This is a genomic window from Microcoleus sp. BR0-C5, from assembly GCF_036705045.1.
In the GTDB taxonomy this organism is placed as follows: domain Bacteria; phylum Cyanobacteriota; class Cyanobacteriia; order Cyanobacteriales; family Microcoleaceae; genus Microcoleus.
The window spans coordinates 73,650-94,161 of sequence record NZ_JAUBTR010000004.1; the positions used below are offsets into that span (position 1 = coordinate 73,650).

General features: G+C 46.1%; 16 protein-coding genes and 2 pseudogenes. 7 read left to right on the forward strand and 11 right to left on the reverse strand.

Going from position 1 to position 20,512, the window contains the following annotated elements:
- Nucleotides 1–2: 2 nt before the first annotated feature.
- The 5 genes and pseudogenes from QUB08_RS03080 to QUB08_RS03095 form a co-directional block, all read right to left on the reverse strand.
- On the reverse strand, nucleotides 3–956 hold the full coding sequence (locus tag QUB08_RS03080; RefSeq protein ID WP_333223392.1) for an ABC transporter ATP-binding protein: 954 nt from the start codon (nucleotides 954–956) through the stop codon (nucleotides 3–5).
- A 620-nt stretch (nucleotides 957–1,576) separates the two neighbouring features.
- A pseudogene (locus QUB08_RS32080) lies at nucleotides 1,577–2,086 on the reverse strand (DUF6745 domain-containing protein); the annotation flags it as partial.
- 564 nt (nucleotides 2,087–2,650) lie between these two features.
- Nucleotides 2,651–3,238, reverse strand: a pseudogene (locus QUB08_RS32085) (leucine-rich repeat domain-containing protein); the annotation flags it as partial.
- 118 nt (nucleotides 3,239–3,356) lie between these two features.
- Nucleotides 3,357–4,397, reverse strand: coding sequence for an ABC transporter permease (locus tag QUB08_RS03090; RefSeq protein ID WP_333223396.1), 1,041 nt, complete (start codon nucleotides 4,395–4,397; stop codon nucleotides 3,357–3,359).
- Nucleotides 4,398–4,650: 253 nt separating this feature from the next.
- The gene (locus tag QUB08_RS03095; protein ID WP_333223398.1) at nucleotides 4,651–5,163 is read right to left on the reverse strand and encodes an adenine phosphoribosyltransferase; all 513 of its coding nucleotides are present in this window, start codon (nucleotides 5,161–5,163) and stop codon (nucleotides 4,651–4,653) included.
- A gap of 237 nt (nucleotides 5,164–5,400) precedes the next feature.
- Between QUB08_RS03095 and QUB08_RS03100 the strand changes: the two genes are divergently transcribed.
- The gene (locus QUB08_RS03100; protein WP_333223400.1) at nucleotides 5,401–6,567 is read left to right on the forward strand and encodes a pyridoxal phosphate-dependent aminotransferase; all 1,167 of its coding nucleotides are present in this window, start codon (nucleotides 5,401–5,403) and stop codon (nucleotides 6,565–6,567) included.
- Nucleotides 6,568–6,680: 113 nt separating this feature from the next.
- Here the strand turns inward: QUB08_RS03100 and QUB08_RS03105 are convergent, their stop codons facing one another.
- Nucleotides 6,681–7,454, reverse strand: a complete 774-nt coding sequence (locus QUB08_RS03105; RefSeq protein WP_333223402.1) for an RNA polymerase sigma factor SigF — start codon at nucleotides 7,452–7,454, stop codon at nucleotides 6,681–6,683.
- 462 nt (nucleotides 7,455–7,916) lie between these two features.
- Nucleotides 7,917–8,759: a photosystem II manganese-stabilizing polypeptide gene (locus tag QUB08_RS03110; RefSeq protein ID WP_333223404.1), complete on the reverse strand. Its 843-nt coding sequence runs from the start codon at nucleotides 8,757–8,759 to the stop codon at nucleotides 7,917–7,919.
- A 401-nt stretch (nucleotides 8,760–9,160) separates the two neighbouring features.
- Here QUB08_RS03110 and QUB08_RS03115 point away from each other — a divergent pair, with 401 nt between their 5' ends.
- Nucleotides 9,161–9,523 carry a hypothetical protein gene (locus QUB08_RS03115; RefSeq protein WP_015175500.1) on the forward strand — a complete coding sequence of 121 codons (363 nt, stop codon included), beginning with the start codon at nucleotides 9,161–9,163 and terminating at the stop codon, nucleotides 9,521–9,523.
- Between the two features lie 66 nt (nucleotides 9,524–9,589).
- Here the strand turns inward: QUB08_RS03115 and QUB08_RS03120 are convergent, their stop codons facing one another.
- From QUB08_RS03120 to QUB08_RS03130, 3 genes are all read right to left on the reverse strand, one after another.
- Nucleotides 9,590–11,200 carry a calcium-binding protein gene (locus QUB08_RS03120; protein ID WP_333223405.1) on the reverse strand — a complete coding sequence of 537 codons (1,611 nt, stop codon included), beginning with the start codon at nucleotides 11,198–11,200 and terminating at the stop codon, nucleotides 9,590–9,592.
- A 155-nt stretch (nucleotides 11,201–11,355) separates the two neighbouring features.
- The gene (locus QUB08_RS03125; RefSeq protein WP_333223407.1) at nucleotides 11,356–11,523 is read right to left on the reverse strand and encodes a hypothetical protein; all 168 of its coding nucleotides are present in this window, start codon (nucleotides 11,521–11,523) and stop codon (nucleotides 11,356–11,358) included.
- Between the two features lie 83 nt (nucleotides 11,524–11,606).
- On the reverse strand, nucleotides 11,607–12,593 hold the full coding sequence (locus tag QUB08_RS03130; RefSeq protein ID WP_333223409.1) for an AEC family transporter: 987 nt from the start codon (nucleotides 12,591–12,593) through the stop codon (nucleotides 11,607–11,609).
- A 212-nt stretch (nucleotides 12,594–12,805) separates the two neighbouring features.
- Between QUB08_RS03130 and QUB08_RS03135 the strand changes: the two genes are divergently transcribed.
- From QUB08_RS03135 to QUB08_RS03145, 3 genes are all read left to right on the forward strand, one after another.
- The gene (locus QUB08_RS03135) at nucleotides 12,806–15,337 is read left to right on the forward strand and encodes a VWA domain-containing protein (protein ID WP_333223411.1); all 2,532 of its coding nucleotides are present in this window, start codon (nucleotides 12,806–12,808) and stop codon (nucleotides 15,335–15,337) included.
- Between the two features lie 289 nt (nucleotides 15,338–15,626).
- The gene (locus QUB08_RS03140) at nucleotides 15,627–16,619 is read left to right on the forward strand and encodes an ImmA/IrrE family metallo-endopeptidase (protein WP_333223413.1); all 993 of its coding nucleotides are present in this window, start codon (nucleotides 15,627–15,629) and stop codon (nucleotides 16,617–16,619) included.
- A gap of 2 nt (nucleotides 16,620–16,621) precedes the next feature.
- Nucleotides 16,622–17,287, forward strand: a complete 666-nt coding sequence (locus QUB08_RS03145) for a hypothetical protein (RefSeq protein ID WP_333223415.1) — start codon at nucleotides 16,622–16,624, stop codon at nucleotides 17,285–17,287.
- 91 nt (nucleotides 17,288–17,378) lie between these two features.
- On the opposite strand, the gene QUB08_RS03150 is transcribed toward QUB08_RS03145, so the two are convergent.
- Entirely contained in the window at nucleotides 17,379–18,329 is a 951-nt protein-coding gene (locus tag QUB08_RS03150) for an AraC family transcriptional regulator (protein WP_333223416.1), read from the reverse strand.
- Nucleotides 18,330–18,649: 320 nt separating this feature from the next.
- Here QUB08_RS03150 and QUB08_RS03155 point away from each other — a divergent pair, with 320 nt between their 5' ends.
- Complete coding sequence (locus QUB08_RS03155; protein WP_333223418.1) at nucleotides 18,650–19,189, forward strand: (R)-mandelonitrile lyase; 540 nt, start codon at nucleotides 18,650–18,652, stop codon at nucleotides 19,187–19,189.
- A 250-nt stretch (nucleotides 19,190–19,439) separates the two neighbouring features.
- On the forward strand, nucleotides 19,440–20,363 hold the full coding sequence (locus tag QUB08_RS03160; protein ID WP_333223420.1) for a macrolide 2'-phosphotransferase: 924 nt from the start codon (nucleotides 19,440–19,442) through the stop codon (nucleotides 20,361–20,363).
- Nucleotides 20,364–20,512 lie beyond the last annotated feature (149 nt).

Consider the following 20,512-nt stretch of genomic DNA (forward strand, 5'->3'; position numbering starts at 1 on the left):
AATTAAGATGCTTGCTGGTGTCCCATCTTGAGGAAGATGGTTTCTAAGTCTTCTTGAGTGCAGTGGAATTCGGTTAGGGGAATCTTTGCCGTGACGAGTTCGCGCAATAAATTGGCGGCATCTTCCCGGCTTCCCGAAAAGTTAACGCACACCTGATTAGTTTCCTGGACTATTTCCCAATTTTCTATCCAAGGAAAGTTTTTTAACTCGGATATTAGCGCTGCTAAATTATTGCCTAAAACCGACATCAAAATTTGCTGGCGGCTGAGGCGTTTGTAAAGTTCTTGTAAAGGTGCGCTTTCGACCAGATATCCGAGTTCCATGATACCAACCCAGGTACAAAGTTCGGCTAAGTCGCTGAGGACGTGAGATGATATGACTACAGTCATGCCCACTTGTTGCAAAAGTTTGATAATTTCGCGGAACTGCATTCGGGCGATCGGATCTAAGCCAGAAACAGGTTCGTCTAACAACAGCAACAGCGGTTCGTGAATAATCGTTCTCCCCAAACTCAGGCGCTGTTTCATCCCCCGCGAAAGGGTGGAAATTAAGCTGTTGCGCTTGTTGGTGAGTTGCACGAGTTCTAAAACAAAGTTGATGCGCTCTCGGCGGCGCGGTTGCTGGAGGTTGTAGAGTCGGGCAAAATAGTCTAAATAATCCCAAACAGTCAAGTCGTCGTAGAGGGGAAAGTCGTCGGGGAGAAAGCCGATGCGTTGTTTGAGAATTGGGTGCGATCGATCGCGCAATAACCTATCCCCATTGATGTATATTTCCCCTATAGTCGGTTCTTCAGCCGCCGCCAACATCCGCAGCAAAGTAGTTTTCCCAGCACCGTTGGGGCCGATGAGCCCGCATACTTCGCCTGCTGCTACTTGCAAATCGATGTCATTGACTGCTATATGGCGATCGAATTGTTTCGTCAGCCCGCGAGTTTCTATTGCTAGTTGTTGTACCATATTTTCAGCGGTGATAGAAGTTTGATAGAGCAATCTCTGGTATTAACAAGAGTTAGATAGAGTCCGATAGATTTGATATCTATAGCAATCCTAAGTGATTTTCTAGATCTGTAAAATCTGAAAGTCTTGCTATACAAGAAGTCTAGGAAGACAAGAGGGCGTTGTGTTGTGAGACTCAGATCGGATTGCTATACACACCAGTTAATAAGAAGATTTTTGGTAGGTAGGGCGGGTTTGTTTAACCCGTATGCCAACTTTAATCCTACTAACGAACTCGCCCCTACTGGTAATTTAAACTGCTAAAAAATCTCAGATATATCCGATCCGTTATTACAAACGCCATGTCTTGTAGGGGCAGGTTCACCGACAATAATTGCCGAAAACCGACAATCTCATAAACCAGCGCCCGCCCGACGACAAATCGCTAATCTACCGGACAGGATATTACGCATCAACACCAAAGAAACCTGGTTTTTTGTAGGGTTTTAGGTGTTATAATTAAAGTATTCCCAAAAAAAACAGTTTCCGATCACCCGTGCGTAAATTGCCCAGATCGGGGTAGGCCCGCACCATCCACTACCCCTACAAATCTTCATGAAGGATTGAGAGTTATTATAGATTTAAGTCTGCAGGGAAAATTCCTCTGGATCAATATCCCAATTTACCCAGCGAATTGCCTCCCTAGCTGATGTCAGGTTAGGTGGAACTCTCAAAGCGTGAATCAATCCCGTACTTGGACAAGTCATTTTTAACAAAAAAATCGGCTCGACATCGGCATTATCTATTTGTAATAGTGCATATTCCTGCCAACTATCTATTTGTTTTGCTGACAATTCTTGAATTATGCGATCGTAACCAATTCCTTGAATTAACACTCGCCTCAGCTCGGCATTCTCTTCTGTTAAAAGCCATTGGGATTGCCATTTACTGGGGTGGAGTTTGCCGTATTCTTCAGGCAATTTTACGCCGTGATAATAGTAAAAATTCCATCCATCCGCAAACTCAATCGCAGGTTCTCCTTCCGCGTGCAAGCGGTTTTGACTGTCAAAGTGCAGGTGCCGGGGGCGATCGCACACAAAGCAAATCTTTTCAAAGGGAAATATCCAACCGCAATGCTCGAAAAACAGCTTTTGGGAGCAAACTATTTCTTGTGCCTTTTGGGAAATATTGACGCCTAATGAAGAGATATACAATTGGGTCAAAGAGATTTTTTTTAACAAACTCGTGGGGGTTTCAAAGAATCTCAGGGATAACAAATGAGCGGGAAAAACATTCCCCATCGTTTGTTCCGATCGCCCATAGCTGTTAACCAATTCCCTCATTAGCGAACTCAGTGTGCTGTCTGCTTCGGGCTCGATCGTCATGCTACGGAGCTCATAGTCCCACACCGCCGGACTGGCAAATTCTCCCACAATCGATGGGGACACGGAGATCCATTTCCAATCTAGCTTTTCCCCCAATCTATTGCTGTCCCCTTCGTCTGAGCAGTTTTGTAAATGGTCGCCTTTGGGCAAGTTGAAGATTTGGAGATAAGCGTCGCGGGGACTGCTGCAAATAATAACTTCAGGTTTTTCTAAGTCAATAGCGGCATAGGCAACTTTGACTGCTTCTGTGGCTTTTTGAGCATCAATTGGCCTAGTCGAGAGAGTAAGACGTTTCTGCGCGAGTTCGCCTAACACGCACAGACCGGTAATTTGAATGTTGTAGAGATTCACTCCTGTCAGATTGGTGAGCTTACGCAAGGCGCTGATGTCGGTAATTTGATTGTCGCACACCTCGAGTCTGGTCAGATTGATGAGCGAGCCGAGAGAGCTGATGTCGGTAATTCCATTGGTGCTGAGAAACAGTGCTGTCAGATTGGTGAGCGAGCCGAGGAAGCTGATCTCGGTAATTTGATTGTTGTCAAGAGACAGTGCTCTCAGGTTGGTGAGCAAGCCAAGGACGCTGATGTCGGTAATTTGATTGTTGTCAAGAGACAGTATTGTCAGATTGGTGAGCAAGCCGAGGACGCTGATGTCGGTAATTTGATTGTGGCCCAGATGCAGTGTGGTCAGATTGGTGAGCGAGCCGAGGACGCTGATGTCGGTAATTTGATTGTCGTAGAGATACAGTGTTGTCATGCTTGAAAGTATCTGCTCCGCTGCTTCAGGGTCATCAGTGACAGCCTTGTTTAACAACACTTTAACTGTGTACCTTGCCGATTCTGAAAGACTGTCAATATGCCTGCACCAGTCCGCAAAGCGACTAAAACTCATTGGCTCGTTTGGTTGTTGTTCTGACATAAAACACTCCGAGATGGGTCAGGGGGCATCGGGAATGGGTAATGGGAATACTGTTGACTGTTGACTGTTGACTATTACAAATCGCCCTTGCGTACCTCATATTACTGAGTGAAGTCTTCTATTTCAAATCTTCCAGCTTAATCCGAGGATCGACAGCTTTCAGCAGCAAATCCGCCAACAAATTCCCCACAATCAACATCGTCGCACCCATCATCAAACTAGCCATTACTAAATACAAATCTTGATTGTTCACCGCATCCAGAGTCAGCTTTCCCAAACCCGGCCAATTAAAGAAATATTCGGCAATAAACGCACCGCTCAACAAACTAGCAAACTCAAAACCCAACAGCGTAATCAACGGATTAACAGCATTCCGCAAAGCATGAATGTAAATTACTCGATCGTCCGGCAAACCTTTCGCCCGTGCTGTTCGGATATAATCTTGACGCAGCACGTCCAATAATTGTCCGCGCATCAATCTTTGCAAACCCGCAAAACCAGTAAGGCTGAGGGCGACTGTTGGCAAAATTAAGTGCCAGCCGTAATCGAGGATTTGGCCCCACCAAGGTAAGTCTGCGTGGTCGATACTTGTCATTCCTCCGACGGGAAACAGAGGCGAAGTATTCTGAGCAAAAAATAGCAGCAGCAACGCTGTGATAAAGCTCGGAAATCCTTGTCCCGTGTAGCTGACTACTTGCAGAACTCGATCGACTGTGCGGTTTTGATTGACGGCGGCGACAATTCCCAAAGGAATCGCGATCGCCCATGTCACAATCAAAGATGCGATCGCCATTAATAACGTCGCCGGTACCCGTTCCCACAGCAGCGAAGCTACCGATCGCTGATACACAAAACTCGTGCCAAAATTCCCCCGCGTCACAATTTGTTGCAGCCACAGCCAATACTGCACAATCGCTGGTTTATCTAAGCCGAACTGCTGTTCGAGTTGCTTGAGTGTCTCCGGCGAAATCTTGGGATTTTGGCTCAATGTATCCAAGTAATTTCCCGGTGCTAGCTCAATAATTGCAAAACAAAGCATCGATGCCAAAAATAGGGTTAAAAGTGCCTGCAACAGTCGCTTGAAAACATAAGTAAATGTCTCGCTGCTAAACAGAGAACTCAACCCTCGCCAATTTTGATTCAATTTAAGAGAAGTCATAGGATTTTAGATTTTAGATTTTAGATTTGAAGAATTGTGAATGATATTAATGCCGGTTGCATCGGAATGATTTAACCACAGAGAACGCAGAGAACGCAGAGAAAGAGAAGAGAGAAATAAATAATTGCGATGCAAAGATCAAGGATATTATTTGTCAGGAGTTTTTATTCAGCAGTCAACTGTCAACTGTCAACTGTCAACTGTCAACTGTCAACTGTCAACTGTCAACTGTCAACTGCCAACAGTTAACTAACTAATATTCCACTAGCGTGACGATCGGCACATCGGGCAATTTCTGCCTGCCGCCCAAGGCCTGCAATTCAATGATAAAAGCAAAACCGACAAGCTCGCAGCCAGCTTGCTCTAACAATTTAGCCGTCGCTGCCGCTGTTCCGCCAGTGGCGATTAAATCGTCCACAATCAGCACGCGACTGCCGGCTGTCATCGCATCTCGGTGCATCTCCAGTCGATCGACACCGTACTCCAACTCATACTCAGCAAAATGAACCGCACCTGGCAGTTTCCCCGGCTTGCGGACAGGAATAAAGCCTATTCCCATTTTATAAGCCAACGGCGCGCCAAAGATGAAGCCCCGCGATTCCATGCCCACTACGTAGTCAACAGACATTGCAGAGCATTTTTCGGCTAAGCTGTCAATGGTGTAGCTCAGCCCTTGCGGGTCGCGCAGCAAAGTTGTAATGTCTCGAAACAGAATTCCCGGTTTGGGGAAATCAGGAATGTCGCGAATCAGAGATTTGAGATCCATAAGCTTGCAGATCGGCGTTGAGGGTAACGAGGCATCAAAAATGCTACAATAATAACGTGAAAATTTTAAAATTTTAAAATAAAAATTAAAACTAAGAACTTTTTTAATTTTTATTCTTTAATTGCTTAATCCTTTACGTAGTATGTAAACAAATGTCATAATTCCCTAACAACAGGGTTGAATATCAACATTTGTCACCCTAAGATCTAAAGTCAAAAATCTAATATCTAAAATCCAATGATTAAGTTGGCAGCACGAGTGGGTGAGGTTCCTCCTTCTATAACCTTGGCGATCGCCGCTAAGGCTAAAGCCATGAAGGCCGAAGGGATTGATGTCTGTAGTTTGAGTACGGGAGAACCCGACTTTGATACCCCCGAACACATTAAAGCAGCGGCAAAACAAGCTTTAGACGCGGGGAAGACTAAGTACGGCCCTGTAGCTGGGGAACTGCAGTTAAAAGCTGCGATCGCGCGCAAACTCCAATCCGACAACAATCTCAACTATCAACCAGAAAATATCATTGTCACCAACGGTGGCAAGCATTCCCTCTACAATCTGATGATGGTTCTGATCGAGCCTGGAGAGGAAGTAATTATTCCGGCTCCCTACTGGCTAAGCTACCCTGAAATGGTGAAACTCGCTAGCGGCAAGCCAGTAATTGTACGGACTGATGCTTCTACAGGATATAAAATTACACCGGAACAACTGAGTAAAGCGATTACTCCCAAAACCAAGTTATTTGTACTGAATTCGCCTTCTAACCCGACGGGAATGGTTTACTCTCCGGCGGAAATCAAAGCATTGGCCGAGGTGATAGTCGATCGAGATATTTTAGTCGTTGCTGACGAAATTTACGAAAAAATTATATATGACGGCGCCCAACACGTCAGCATCGGTTCCCTGGGCAAAGAAATCTTCGATCGCACTCTGATCAGCAGCGGTTTTGCTAAAGCTTACTCGATGACAGGCTGGCGAGTCGGTTATTTGGCCGGGCCGATTGAATTAATCAAAGCCACCAGCACCATTCAAGGTCACAGTACCTCAAACGTGTGTACCTTTGCACAGTACGGCGCGATCGCAGCTTTGGAAAGCAGTCAAGAGTCTGTCGAAACAATGCGTCTAGCTTTTGCCGAAAGGCGTCAGGTAATATTTGAATTACTCGATGCTGTCCCTGGAATTAGCTGTATTAAACCAGACGGTGCTTTCTATATGTTTGTCAACATCAGCAAGACTGGAATGAATTCTCTGGAATTTTGCGACGCTTTCTTAGAACAGCAGCAAGTAGCAGTTATTCCGGGGATTGCGTTTGGTGCAGACGACCACATTCGCTTGTCTTACGCCACAGATTTAGGCACAATTAAAAAAGCCGTAGAAAGGCTCGATAAATTTGTCCGCAGCATCTAAAAATTAGTCTGTTGACTGTTGACTGTTGACTGTTAACGGTTCACTGTTAACTGTTAACGGTTAACTGTTAACGGTTAACTGTTCACAACTGACAACCAACAACTGACTAATGACTAAAGCTGTTTAGTCATAATCTCTTTGAGCAAATCCAGCCCCTTCTTAACTCGCCGAGAAACAGTCACCGCACTGATACCCAAGCGTTCAGCCGTTTCTTTCTGGGTCAAATCGTAGAGAAAAACAAACTCCAATATCTCGCGAGTCCGTTGTTCCAACATAGCCAAAGCTTGCTGTACGCGAATTTGATCCTCTTGCGCCAACTGAAAACTCCGATACTTGCTATCGGGCACCAATTCTCCCAGACAAGTCGCCCCCTCATCTTCATCTTGCATCGGCGCGTCCAAACTCAGAGGCGATCTGTTGAGATGGGCCAACTTAATTTCTTGCCATTCTTGTACAGAAACCTCAAGGGCTGCTGCTACTTCAGCATCCGTAGGTTTGCGGTTTAACTGCACTTGCAAATCCTTGATCGCTGCTACTGATTTGCGCTCCAGGGACTGCCAGTGGCGGGGAAAGCGCACCGAAGGGCTTTTGTCGCGCAAGTAGTGTTGAATTTCGCCCCGTATGTAGGGAATTGCAAAGGAACTAAAAGCGTGTCCCTTGGCGATATCAAACCGCTCGATCGCCCTGATCAACCCAATACATCCGACTTGCAGCAAATCGTCGTAGCTTTCACCGCACTGGTTGAGCCAGTGGTAAACTTCTTTTCTGACCAGTCCAATATTCAGTTTAACTAACTGATTGCGGATTTCATTCGATCCAGAAAGTTGGTAATCGCGCAACAATTGCAAATTTTCGCTTTTTAGCTCGTTCGGCACTGTGGTAGACATGGTGACATAAGGGTTGGTAGAGCAGAGGACTGAGGTTGCTTTAGATCTAGCTTCTAATCTAGTCTAAAAAAATTCACTTTTAGGTAGTGTAATCCTAGCACTTAATAGGTGTGATAGCGGACACACCAGTTGAGTTTTCGGAACGTGAACGGATTGAGCGGGATTATCCGACGGTTTTCGGCAGAAGGCAGACTTTTACCAGCTAGAAGGCTTTCGACCCAATCCCGAATTTAACCAGGATTTTTGAAAATTATATTATAAGCTGAAAGCGCTGTGAATACAAAACTTTAATTAATAAAAAATCCCAACTTAATAGCTTGCGAATGACCACAATTCAATCATAAATTTAGTCATTAGTCAACAGTCCTAAGTTATGTTGCTCAAGACTGTTGGCTAATGAAGGGCGAGCAGAAGCTTTACGGCCAGAAACTGCTCAAGTTCGATCGATCCAGAAAGCCAATTTTACGATACAGAAGGCTCAATGCGAGCGTAAAACAAACCCCGAATTTTCACGTCCAGAGCCGGTCTAGCTCCCAAATCAGTATCAGAAGGCTGCGTGCTCTCAAAAATCCCGCCAACTTCGCCCGTGGCGCTGTTGACTTTAGCAACTTGGAGAGAAATTTTGCCTGCCTTGGTGCGAGTGTCAGCCAGCTTAACATTAGACCGTTGTAGTTTGGCATTGTCAGTAGCCGGAAGCGCTACAGCATTGTCATAGCCAGTCGATACCCCACGACCTTTAGGGTCTAAAAAGCCTGCGCTGCGGTAAGAAGGAACGTTAAACTCCCCTTTCAAATCGGTGGAAGTATTGATAGCAACCACTCCGGGAGCGGAACTGGCTACCAGTTCTTTAATAGTGAACAAGAAAGGTACTTGCTCTCCGCCCGGTAATTGAATCGTAATAGCTTGAAAATCCAAGCCGTCTTCTTCTGTGAAAGTCAGAGTTCCGTCAGTACCGACCTTGAGCGTACCTTGAACTTGGTCAATGCTCGACGTGAACCGGGTCAGCAATTTACCAGGCACAAATTCCGCTTCTTGGCGTTTGTTTGCTGGTTCTTCCTTCACAAAATAAGTTGTGGGCTGCAAACACAAACCAGTCAGTTTATAGGTGGCGCCCGCTTCGATGGGGATCGATCCCCGAGAAGTTTCTGCCAAGCTAGGGCAGTTATTAGCCAAGCCAGTACCTCTAATCTCGTCGTAGGTGAGCAACTCGGTAGTCGCCACCGTCGTGTCAGGAGCAGAAGAACAAGCAACCAGCGCACTCATGCAAAAAGCTAAAAGTGCAACAATTAAAGCACGATATTTCATTCCAAACCTCAATATCCAACATCGGATTATATTAAGAAAAAGCCCTACTTCGAGCAAAATATAATTGCCCGCCGGCAGGCTAGGCCAGCGCTTAGGGTAGCATTTAGATCCTGATCCCTCGCTTCACCGAGACCGGCATTGACTCAAAAAATCAAGCTAGTGGGTCGTGAAAATAAGCATGAACTTATGATTTCTCAATCATGTTCGGATCGCAGCCCAATACACATGGTACGACGGGTTGTGCTCTTTTCCTGACTTGGACTGGAAATTAATATTGCTTAAGTCAACCTACTTAAGTTACTTTGCTTATGACCCCGAATGGCGATCGCGACTAGCTCGATTAGTCGGTTGACCAAAAGGCTGGGGACAAAGGCCTTGTAGATTTCAAAGGAAGCAGCAGTATGGACAACGGCAAAGATTTAGAGTCAGAAAAGTTGCAGTCTCAAATGCAATCGCTGACAGAGGCGATTCGGACTTTAGCCGAAAGTTGTCAGGGAGACAGTCTGCTGCTTTTGGCCCTGCTGCGGAGGCTGGAAGCTTCGCACCGGGAAATTCGGGACGGTTTGTTTCAAGCGTCTTTTCCCGACAACCGCCAAGCACTTTACAAACTGCTCAGGAATATTGAAGCCAATGGCGGCTGGCCTTACATCCACCGCATGAAACTTCGATCGCTCTTGGGGTACAGCCAACAATTATCTCCCCTAGAAGATTCTCCAGCCGAGTCGCCAGAAGACTCGGCCGAAACTCCCCAAGACGTTAAATAGTTTTGAGTGATGAGTTTAGTGAGTTTTACATTAACTCAAACTCATCACTGAGCGGCGCGATCGCACCTAGAACCCGTAAGGTGTAGGAGGTAAGGGTATCGGGTTCGGCACCGTCGGGAATATCGGCGTCTGGCTCGGCATTGGCAATAGTCCGGGATTCGGTGCCGGGGGGATCGAACTAATTGATAGCAGAGGCGAATCAGGCACGCTAACAGTAGGCGGAATCGGAATCCTCGAAGCAGTCGGCGTGGGAGTCGGAGCCGGAGTCGGACTCGGAGTTGGAGTCGGAGGCGGAGTTGGAGTTGGAGGCGGAGTTGGAGTTGGAGGCGGAGTTGGAGTTGGAGTCGGAGTTGGAGTCGGAGGCGGAGTTGGAGTCGGAGGAGGAGTTGGAGTCGGAGGAGGAGTTGGAGTTGGAGTCGGAGGCGGAGTTGGAGTCGGAGACTCCGCCTCCGTTGCAGCCTCCGTTGCAGCCTCCGCTATATCTGTAGTTGTGGTTGTAACTGTGGTTGTAACTGTAGTCCTAGTTGGCCTGGGAGTAACCGTCCCAGTCACAGCGATAAAATCATTCGCCTCTATCAGCGCCGCCGGAGTGTCGATCAAAATTGCTAAAAGCTTGCCGTCGAGCGTCGTAATTACTGTATCCCTGACATTGGCACCGTTACCTTGCCGAACTTGCAGTTGAGCGAAAGATAAATTGCTCGGCAGTCCAAAGAAATCCTCTGTGTCATTGTAATCAGTAATTAAAGCCAGACTGCCAGGCCCGGCTCCCAATCCAAAGACATCGCTGCCGCTGCCGCCAGTCAGAGTATCCGACCCCTCGCCTCCGATTAAAGAATCATTACCCTCTGCCCCAAATAAATTGTCATTGCCGAAACTGCCCAAAATGGTATCGTCGCCGATACCTCCTGCCAAGGAGTCATCGCCAAAACCGCCGTCGATACCATCATTAGCTTTGCCACCAAACAAGAAGTCATTACCTTCATCTCCCAGTACCGAGTCGTCGCCTTCATCGCCGCGAAGGGTATCGGAACCGGTGCCGCCAAAAGCTGTATCGTCAGCCTTGCCGCCGAATATCTGGTCATTACCAGCGTCTCCGAAAAGCGAATCGTTGTCGGCATTGCCGTACAAAGTGTCGTCGCCCTCGTCGGCGGTAAAGTAATCGTTGCCGCCACCGCCCAACATTTGATCCCTGCCGCTACCGCCGTTGAGAGAATCGTTCCCCGCATTCCCGTAGAGAAAGTCGTCATCAGCATTCCCGAACACGGAATCGTCGCCGTCAGCCCCTGTGAGGGTGTCGTTGCCAGTACCGCCGGCAATCACATCCGAGCCTGCGTTGCCACTAACTAAGTCGTCCCCGGCGTCTCCCACCACGCTGTCTATCCCGTCGTTGCCTTCGAGGATGTCGTTGCCCAAACCGCCGCGAATCGAGTCGTCGCCGTTCCCGCCGCTCGCAAAATCGCGGCCTTGGTTGCCAATGAGTTCGTCATTTCCTTCACCGCCAAGCAGCGAATCTGCTCCGTCAGCTCCAAGAAGCTGGTCGTTGCCGCCGTCGCCCTCTAGGGTGTCATCTCCTCCCGCACCCAGGGGCGTGTCATCGCCATCTAAGCCGCGAATTCGATCGCCCAGCGGAGTTCCTAGAATAAAGTCGTTGCTGTCTGTGCCTATCAGGTTTGCCATAGGGGATACACCGCTCCTCAATAAAATAAATAGTTTGAAATTATGTTAATCGCCTTCGTGACAAGGGATTGCTGCTTGCCTACGTTAGCATAGTTGAGATTTTGGCAATCTGGCTCCCGTGGCGCGGCAAGTTTTGCCAGTGTCGGGAGTTGCCGTCAAATTGGTTTGTAGTGACGAATGCAAGTCCTCACTAGACATCTCCCATAATTGTTGTGGAACAGGCAGGATGCCTGTTCTTGACTATCTTTTTGCCAAATTTCTACTACAAACATCCATCGCCGATCGTCTACTAAAATTAATATTTTGATTAAGCTGCTACGCATCTAAATTGAATACCGAGACGGGCAGGATGCCCGTCCCACAATAATTGTAGAAAAATTGACTCTCAAATTAGATGCACAGCAGCTTAAAAACCAAATAACCGCATCCATATTGGAATAGTAAACAATAAACTAACGCAGCCCATCCCGATCGCAGTTACTGCTAATTCGCGATCGAGATTGAAAGCTTCGGCCAACAACGTAGTACCAAAAGCAGGAGGCATCGCCATTTGCAGCACTAGCACAAGTCGCGGCACGCCCGCGATCCCAAAAAATGTTAATCCCATGCCAATTACCAAGGGAACTAACAGCATTTTAATCACGAGACAAGCCAAAACTTGTTTGAGGTTGTGCAAGGAATTCAACTTGCTCAACTGCATCCCGATCGTAATTAAAGATAAAGTAATTACAGTCCAAGCACCTGTTGTTAACAATTCTGCGATTTGTGCCGACAGCGGCAAGGTTCGCGAGACAAATCCTAAACCAAAAGCCCACAGTGCCGGATTCTGAAAAATTGCCCGCAGGGGAGCTAACCAACTCTGACTTTGCACACTTTTACCGCAGTGAGAAGCAATAGCAACTCCCAGTATATTGATTCCCATGCCAGTGCCTAGCAAGTCGTAAAACAACGCCCAGGCAAAGTGTTCCGAGCCTAATAAGGACAAGGTGACGGGAATGCCTAAAAAACCCGTATTACCCACCATCGTTGCCAATAAGAAGCTGCCTTGAGTGGGCAAACTCCAAGCGCTGGTGTACTCCGGGCTATTTTGGGGGCTCCGATTAAGAGTCTTAAAACGTTCCTCGCCGACAACAAAAGTTATCAAAATCCAAGCGAGTCCTCCACCTGCTAGAATTGCCGCCCAAGCTGTCAGCGGCGCAATCAAAATAGCGGCAGATAAATTAGCGCTACGGATGAAAGCAACAATGCTCAATGGCGTACCAAAGAAGAAAAGAAACTTGGCTAAATATGTAGAATAGCTTCTCGGTAACAGGTGGCCGAGAAAAAATCCGAACGCCACCCATCCGATCAGATTTAGATAAAGTTTGAGCAGCGGATTTTCTAAATAAAGCATGATTGGCTAAATCTTTACTAAATATTTACGCAGATCCACTACTTTTGCCAAAACTACCCACCTTTACCCTACCGCCGCAGTTTTCCCTGGCACCGCGGCGCTAAATATAAATGGTTATTCACCCTCCCAGATAATTTTTCAGACAGGCCTTGACATCCACAGAAGCGCGTGTAATCATAAAGTTGAGGAATAAATCAACATAGGTGACAACTATGGCACGGCAAGCAAAACAATCATCTCAAGTTAAAAGTTCCAGCAGCCAAGCAGCCTCCAATACTCGCACCAAATTTACCCTCTACAATTTTGCCCGAAACGCAAAGGCTTTCTATCTAGTCGATCGCATTAATTTAGAAAGAAAGCCCGGTGATCTCCCAGAAAAATCCGTCGCTCACAGCATCATCATCATCGACCGTTCCGGCTCAATGTATTATGACTTAGAACCGCTGAAAGAAACCCTAATCAAGCTTTTGACCTTAGACGAATACAACAATTACCAGCTAATTGTCAGCCTGATTTCCTATGCTGACAAGGGGGATGTAATTTGTCACTTCCAGCGAATTCCTATTCAAGAAGTGCTGAAGTTTGACTCTCAATACATCAAAGAAATTCAAAAAATCCACACGGCTGGCTGTACCTGTATATCGCAGTCGATGCAACTTGCTAAATCTCTGGTTAAAGCGGGAGAAATGACAGCGATCAATTTGCACACAGACGGCTATGCAAATGACCCCAGTGCCAATTCGGAAGCTGCAAAACTAGGGGAAATTTGCGAAGAACTTAAAAACATGGATGTGTTTGCTAACACGATATCCTATGCCTCTGCTGACTTCAAACTTCTCTCCAAAATCGCCAACACATTATCGGGAAATTGCATCCGCGCTGGCGAAGTCAAAATGGTTTATAATGCTCTTTACGACAGCACAAAACTGTTAGGCAGTTCCGTGGCGCCGCCGTTGGAAGAACCGTTAATCAAGGAATACGATTATCAAGTTTTTGTTTCCAAAAGTGGGAAAAAAATCAACGGTTCATCGAGCACGCTGAAAATCTGCGGGCTGAAAGCAGACGATCGGGGACTGTTTTACAAATATCAGAAAGTCGCCAAAGATGAGTATGACAAAGTAGATGTTCCCGTTTCTCAAACTGATGACTCAGTGTTGGCTTTTGCGAAAGCTAACCTCGCTGACGGCAATTTAAATACGGCTAAGTATGCACTGGCGAGCACCTTCGACGCTACTTTGACGGAAAAACACGCGAAAGCTTTGACAAATGCCCAAATAGCGGAGTTTACGGAAGATTTGGAACAGGCTGTTTTTGCGCCTGATGTGTTGAAAAATCATGAAATTGGCGATCGGGTAAAAGTCAGCGATAAAATTTCCCTGCTGGAGTTAGTCAAGATATTGGAGGAAAACAGCAACAGCATTATTATCAACTTAAAACACTTGCAAGAAAACTATCAGCGAAAAGGTTTGAAGCGAATTGAGGGAAAGCGAGACGAAAACGGCAACCTTGTCAAGCCTTGGCTGAAAACTGAATTCTTAGATGGTGGCGAATACGTGCGAATGGGTTCATTTGCCATCAATCAAAATACCGCTACCATCAATATGCTGATTACTCGAAAAGCTAAGCTGGTAAAAGTTGAGGATGGAACTTTAATCGCAGAAGTGGCGGGAATTCTAGTTACAGACCTCAATACTTTCAACAATTATACCATTGTCAGCGACGGCGAAGTTAATATTAAGTCGCTGCGAACCAAAATCAGCAGCAAACCAGTGTTTGATTTGCTCAACAAATTAGGTGTCCTGGAAAAAGACGGTTCGCCTGTGGCAGAATTTGACTTCCATTCCGAGTATGACATTAAGTTAGAGAGTTTGCCGCTAGTGCCTTTTGACGGACGTTACAGCAGCCTTGACGGAGTGTTTGAGGAACTCGCAGAAATCAAAATTCTCTCTAGCATTCTCTCCGCTCATTTGAAGGAAGAATCCGAGGCTTACACAGCGGAACAATTAGAAGAATTGAAACAGCATTATCTGTCAAAAAGCCTTTACATCAATTTTCCGACGACGACGGAATACACGGAATTGAAAAGTGCGATCGCCAACGGTTCAGTAGATTCGCGAGTCAGCTACAAAATCGACATCGGCAGCAAAAACATCCTCAACTTCGGCAAATTGCACTCGGCTAACAAATTTCTCGATCGCCTTTATGAAGTTTACCACAAAAACACGGGCGAAAAGCTAGCAAAACCGACATTTGACATCACGTTAGATGAGCCTGTTGTCTTCGCACACAAAACGCTGTCAGCCCGCACAAAAATTACCAAAGTTGACGACTTGATGAAACTGATTTTCGATGAGTTTTTGGGATTGGAGGATAACGGAATTGTTAGCGCTACTTTAGCCAAAGTGGGTGCAGATAGTTTGCTGCGGTTTTTGCAAGCGAAATGGCAGGGAGAAGATGTGAAGCGAGATGAGTTTGTCGCTGCTTTAGCTAATGCCAACGAGCGACTGGAAACCTACGCTGAAAAAGTTTATGGCGAGAAAGTTTCCCCACTGGTTTTCTACATCGGTTCTACCGGACTTATCCCCGATGAAATGGAGGCACAAGCTGCTACTGCTGATGAAATTGGTGCTAAGTATGGGAATTTGCAATTTTCTAAAGATGAGCAAGAGGGGATGTTTTTTGAAGTCGGCGACTGCATTATTAGCGTGTATGCTAAAAATGAGTATTTCACGGTAGGGAAGTAGGAATTAGGGTGGGCATTATTTGCCCACCTTGGTTAAATATGGGTGATTGAAATTAACCGCAAAGGCGCAGCGGTGGCGACTAGGAAATAGGTAGATGGGACAAGTGTTAGGTTGCCAAGACGAAAGGAGCGGAATCGTTCGGGTTTGTAACTTTCCTTTGGTGTTGCTTTTGCGAAAGTTTATCCTCTGGTAGGATAGAGAACAACGCTTTATAAAAAATCTAGTAGCCAAATTCTCTGCAATTAGGTTACAATGATATTACGCCAATTCTCATACGGAGGGCAAACCAATGACACAAACATTATCAATGTCTGTTCTCTATAAAAAACTCTCGGCGATCGGTTTCTCAAAACGTTTCGTTAAAGAAAAAGGTTTGCCCAGTTGGTGGAATGAAGAACTAGACAATAAACCCGTCGCCGTCCTAGAGGGTGCTGGTCATATTGCCCAACGTCTGCACCTAGACCTCAAGAGTCTTTTAGCCGAGGATCAGAAGCCTCAGTTTAAGCCCTTACTCCATACCAAGTTCAAGTACCATCAACAGGATAAAGCAGACGTACCTGACGTGGCCCATCAACTTGCCTCAAGGGTTGCGGAAGTGGTCGCTGATACTATAAAGCTCGAATTTCAGCCCATCCCATCCGACCCTCATCAAGTTCGTTCAGAGATAGTTGCCAAACATCCTCAAGTCACTTTATACAGCTTGCTCGATTACTGTTGGGCACATGGTATCGCTGTTGTCTATTTTAAGAATTACCCTAGAAATACCCGCAAAATTAGAGGCATGATCCAATGGCAAGCCGATCATCCGGTGATTGTCTTGAGTAGTGGTAATAAACAACCGGTATGTCTAGCATTCGATCTTGCCCATGAACTGGGTCATCTCGCCCTTGGTCATATTGAAGAAGGTATTTTGATTGATGATGATATTAAGCAAGACTGTAATGATCGAGAAGAAAAAGATAGCAATCAGTTTGCAGTTAAACTGCTAGTCAACAGTTTTGACAACTCCGTCGGCAAGAAAAAATTTAAGAATGCAAAAGACCTAAAGAATAAAATTACTCAACTTCTTCAAAGTGACTCAACTATTGATCCATCTGCATTAGCTTTAAATTATGGCTGGTATAATAAAGATTATTTTGCATTGTCTATGGGATGTGTAAATTTAATCGATTCTGCTAAAGAAGGACACAAGACTATTAACCAATTTTTAGAGCAGCATCTAAATTGGGAGGAATTAAGTGATGATAATGCTGATTACTTAGACCAGATTTTAGGAGAATAGTTTTGTCTGCTTGTATCTATTGCATCGATAATGACATCATCAAAAAGCTTGCTACATTCCAGCTATTCGATAAGACTCTTCAATTATTTGATGCTAGTTCTGAGCAAGTTAATATCCTAGAGACGGCACAATATAAATTTGAAGGCGATTGGAAAAAATTTGAAAGAGGGAAAAGTCGAAAACCCGAAGATCATTTGATTAAATATAAACAAGTTCTTTACCTTACTAAGACTTTACCAAAAATATCTGAATCTGATATTGACAAAGAAATTTTTATTCAATTATCTAATATTGAAAATATCGATAAAGGTGAAGCCATTCTCACAAGTCATGCTATACAAATTCTCCAAAAAGATAAATCTGCTCAGATTTTTACCGGAGATAAAAGATTCATCAAAGCCTTAGCAAAAGTTAACTTACCTATCATTCAAGAATCTCTCAATCATAGATTATGGTGCTTAGAGCAACTTGTTCTCAGAAATATTGAAGCCGATGGCTTTGAGACTATTCTGGAGCTCATTGTTCCTGTTCGAGAATGTGATACAGCAATTAAGAGTGTTTTTGGTTCAGGGCTTAAATCAACACCTGAGAACTCCCTAGCTACTTTAAAAAATTATATTGAGGGGTGTCGGCAGGAGGCAGGTAATTTACTAAATCCTTACAAGTAGATTTAAGTGTGACACGCTTGCCTTAATCCTGGCTTAAAACGGAATTTCCTCATCTTCATCTTCCACCGTCTTAAGGGCATCTTGAGGATATCTATTTTGAACTCGCAATCTCCCTAGCAGCTTCTCGCAGTCGCTCCACATCGCGCATCGGTGGTATACCAAAGAGCCGCTTGTACTCTCGGTTGAAGTGCGAGGAATCGTCATAACCCACACGGTAAGCAGCACTGGTAGCGTCAAGGTTTTGCCCCAGCATCAGACGGCGAGCTTCCTGGAGCCGCAGTTGCTTCTGGAACTGCAAGGGACTCATGGCAGTGACAGACTTGAAGTGATGGTGGAAGCTCGATACACTCATTCCAAGCTCTCGTGCGATGCTTTCAATCCGAAGCGGCTGGTTAAAGTCTTTACGAAGTCGATCGACTGCTCTAGCAATTTGGTGGGTAGAGCCACCCAGAACTGCAATATGACAGAGCCGGCCACCTTGTTCTCCCATGAGAAGGCGATACATGATTTCCCGTTTAATTAGCGGTGCGAGCACATGGACTTCAGCCGGGGAATCTATCAGCCTGACGAGCCGTACCACAGCATCTAACAGTTCTGCATCCAACGGACTCACGTCGATCGCTTTTACATTGGCATCCCTTTGTGGTGAGGGATCGCCTGCCTCCACCATGACTGAGCCAACTAGGGTAGGGTCGAGATCGAGACGAAGGCCTAGGTACGGTTTTTCCTGGGTTGCTTCTAAAATTTGGCTGGCGATCGGCAGTTTTACCGTAGACAGCAAATAATGCAAAGGGTCGTACAGATAGCGATCGCTGCCCAGAAGAACTTCTTTGCTGCCCTGAGCAATGACACAAAAGGCAGGGATAGAGACACTATGAACGCATTCCGAAGGTGAGGAGAAGCGGTAGAAGTGCAATCCTTTGAGCGGCTCAATCGTCCCATCATGACGGATCGCCTGTGCAATCCGTTCAGTCAGTTCGTCTGTGTGGGCTTGCGCTCTATCTGCCTCACGCTTTGCCTGCGGGTTGTTCATTAACTCCATATCGGGCTTTCCACTCGTTTTGGCAGCGTTTATTTCTAAGTTTGCAGGATTGTACAACAATCTTAGACGATCGTTCTATTGCTTGGCCTTGAGGATTCTTAGAATGAAGCCAAAGCAATGAAAAACCATTTCGGCTTCTTGTAAGCATTCTGGATTTTTATACAAAACTAAACTCAGTTTTGATTCGGCAAGAGATTCGCCTACTGATAACCAAAAGGGCATCAAGGCGAACCTTGCTTCTTAAAAAATTCATCCCTATTGATAGAGCAGGCGCTAAGTGCTCGATCTCTACAATTGGGGTAGCCAAAGGAATTCAAAGGATGAAACTGCTCACCGCAACGGTCATATCGCTTTCTCTGCTCGCTTCGGCCTCGGCCCAAGCAAATCCGGCAGGAACCGCCGAGGGGTCCGGTGCTCCCCAGACCGCGCCAATGCAAGATTTGCAGACAATCAATATCACGCGAAGCGGCTCTGTGCCCTCGCGGAAGGGGCCAGCCGAAAACTTCACGGGTTCGGTGCGCGTCGATCCTCTGTTCGAGGCGATCGCTCCAGCAAACACGTTTGGCGCCAACGTTACATTTGAGCCTGGTGCTCGATCGGCATGGCACACCCATCCGCTCGGTCAGATATTGATCGTGACAGCAGGTGTCGGGCGGGTGCAGCGCTGGGGTGGCCCGATCGAGGAGATCCGGCCAGGAGATGTCGTCCGGATTCCGCCCGGTCAGAAACACTGGCACGGAGCCTCGCCAAACACCGCGATGACGCATATCGCGATCGTGGAACAGCTCGACGGCAAGAGTACCGACTGGATGGAACAGGTCAGCGACGAGCAGTACAGTGCGCCAGGGTCGTCATTCTAACAAAGTAGAATCCAATAATGTCGCCCTTGATTTCACATTCTAGCCCTTTGGTGTAGTGCGGCTATATATTATTGATGTTACGTTGGGCTAATTTGAGGTAAACGCCTGATATATAGCAATCCTAAATGAGTCGTAAATTTTTTACCCCACCCCAGCCCTCCCCGAACTCGCGGGGAGGGAGTAAGAAATTCACAAATGATTTAGGATCGCTATAGATGTTAGGCAATGCTCATGAAGCAGCGAATTTAAAATGACTAAATCTGTTAGTGAAGACTACCAAATCAGGACAATACTTAGCATTGCCGACAAAAATGGCTTCATTTTGGACGCAAATAACTTAAATATTAACAAATCCGGAATGGACTTCATAACTGCGTTTGCTACTGCCAAAGAGGATAATAGCAAATGGGTATTGCGATTTCCCAGAAGACTTGATGTTCTTGAGCGTATGTATTATGAAAGAGAAGTTCTTGAACTGGTTAAAAGCCAAGTCGATGTGAGCGTTCCCGTCTGGAAAATTGTTTCGGATGAACTCGTTGCCTATCCGCTATTAAAGGGAATTCCTGCCGGAACCATAGATCCAGATATCGGCGATTATGTATGGTACATCGATCCGAAGTCTCCGCCTGCTGTATACATTTCTTCGGTGGCAAAAACACTGGCGCAACTCCACAGAACACACCTTGAGGTAGTGAAACAATTCAGTATCCGAGTTCAAACAGTCGATCGAGTGCGGCAATCTATGGCAGAGAATATGGAGAAGACCAGAGAACTGCTTGGTGTTTCTGATACACGCTGGGCACGTTGGCAGGACTGGATTGCCAATGATGCCTTGTGGCCTCAGCATTCGGCTTTGATTCACGGAGACTTTCACCCCGGTCATACGCTTGTTGACAAAGACGGAAATTTGATGGGACTAATCGATTGGACAGAAGCCGCAGTAAGCGATCCTGCCAAGGATTTCGTCTGTTTCTATGCCATCTTCGGCGAGCAAGTTCTCCAGGATGTGCTTGAGCATTACCAAAGTGCTGGTGGGCTCGTATGGTCTTATATGAAGGAACACATCATAGAACTCTGGAATGCTCATCCCGTGGAATACGCCTTATTCGCCTTGCTAACTGGAAAGGAAGAACATATAGCCGGGGCTCGATCCTCTTTAGCTTGGAATGGATGATATTGGTTCAATACGCGTGGCCGCCGAGATACCTGCAAATTGGGACAGGTTGTAAATAAATATTGCACAGAAGCGCCTTCGGTGGGTGCAGAGCGTTAGAAGAGTCGGCGCGAAAAACAAACGCTTGTCCAGGGATTGTTTGAGAATTT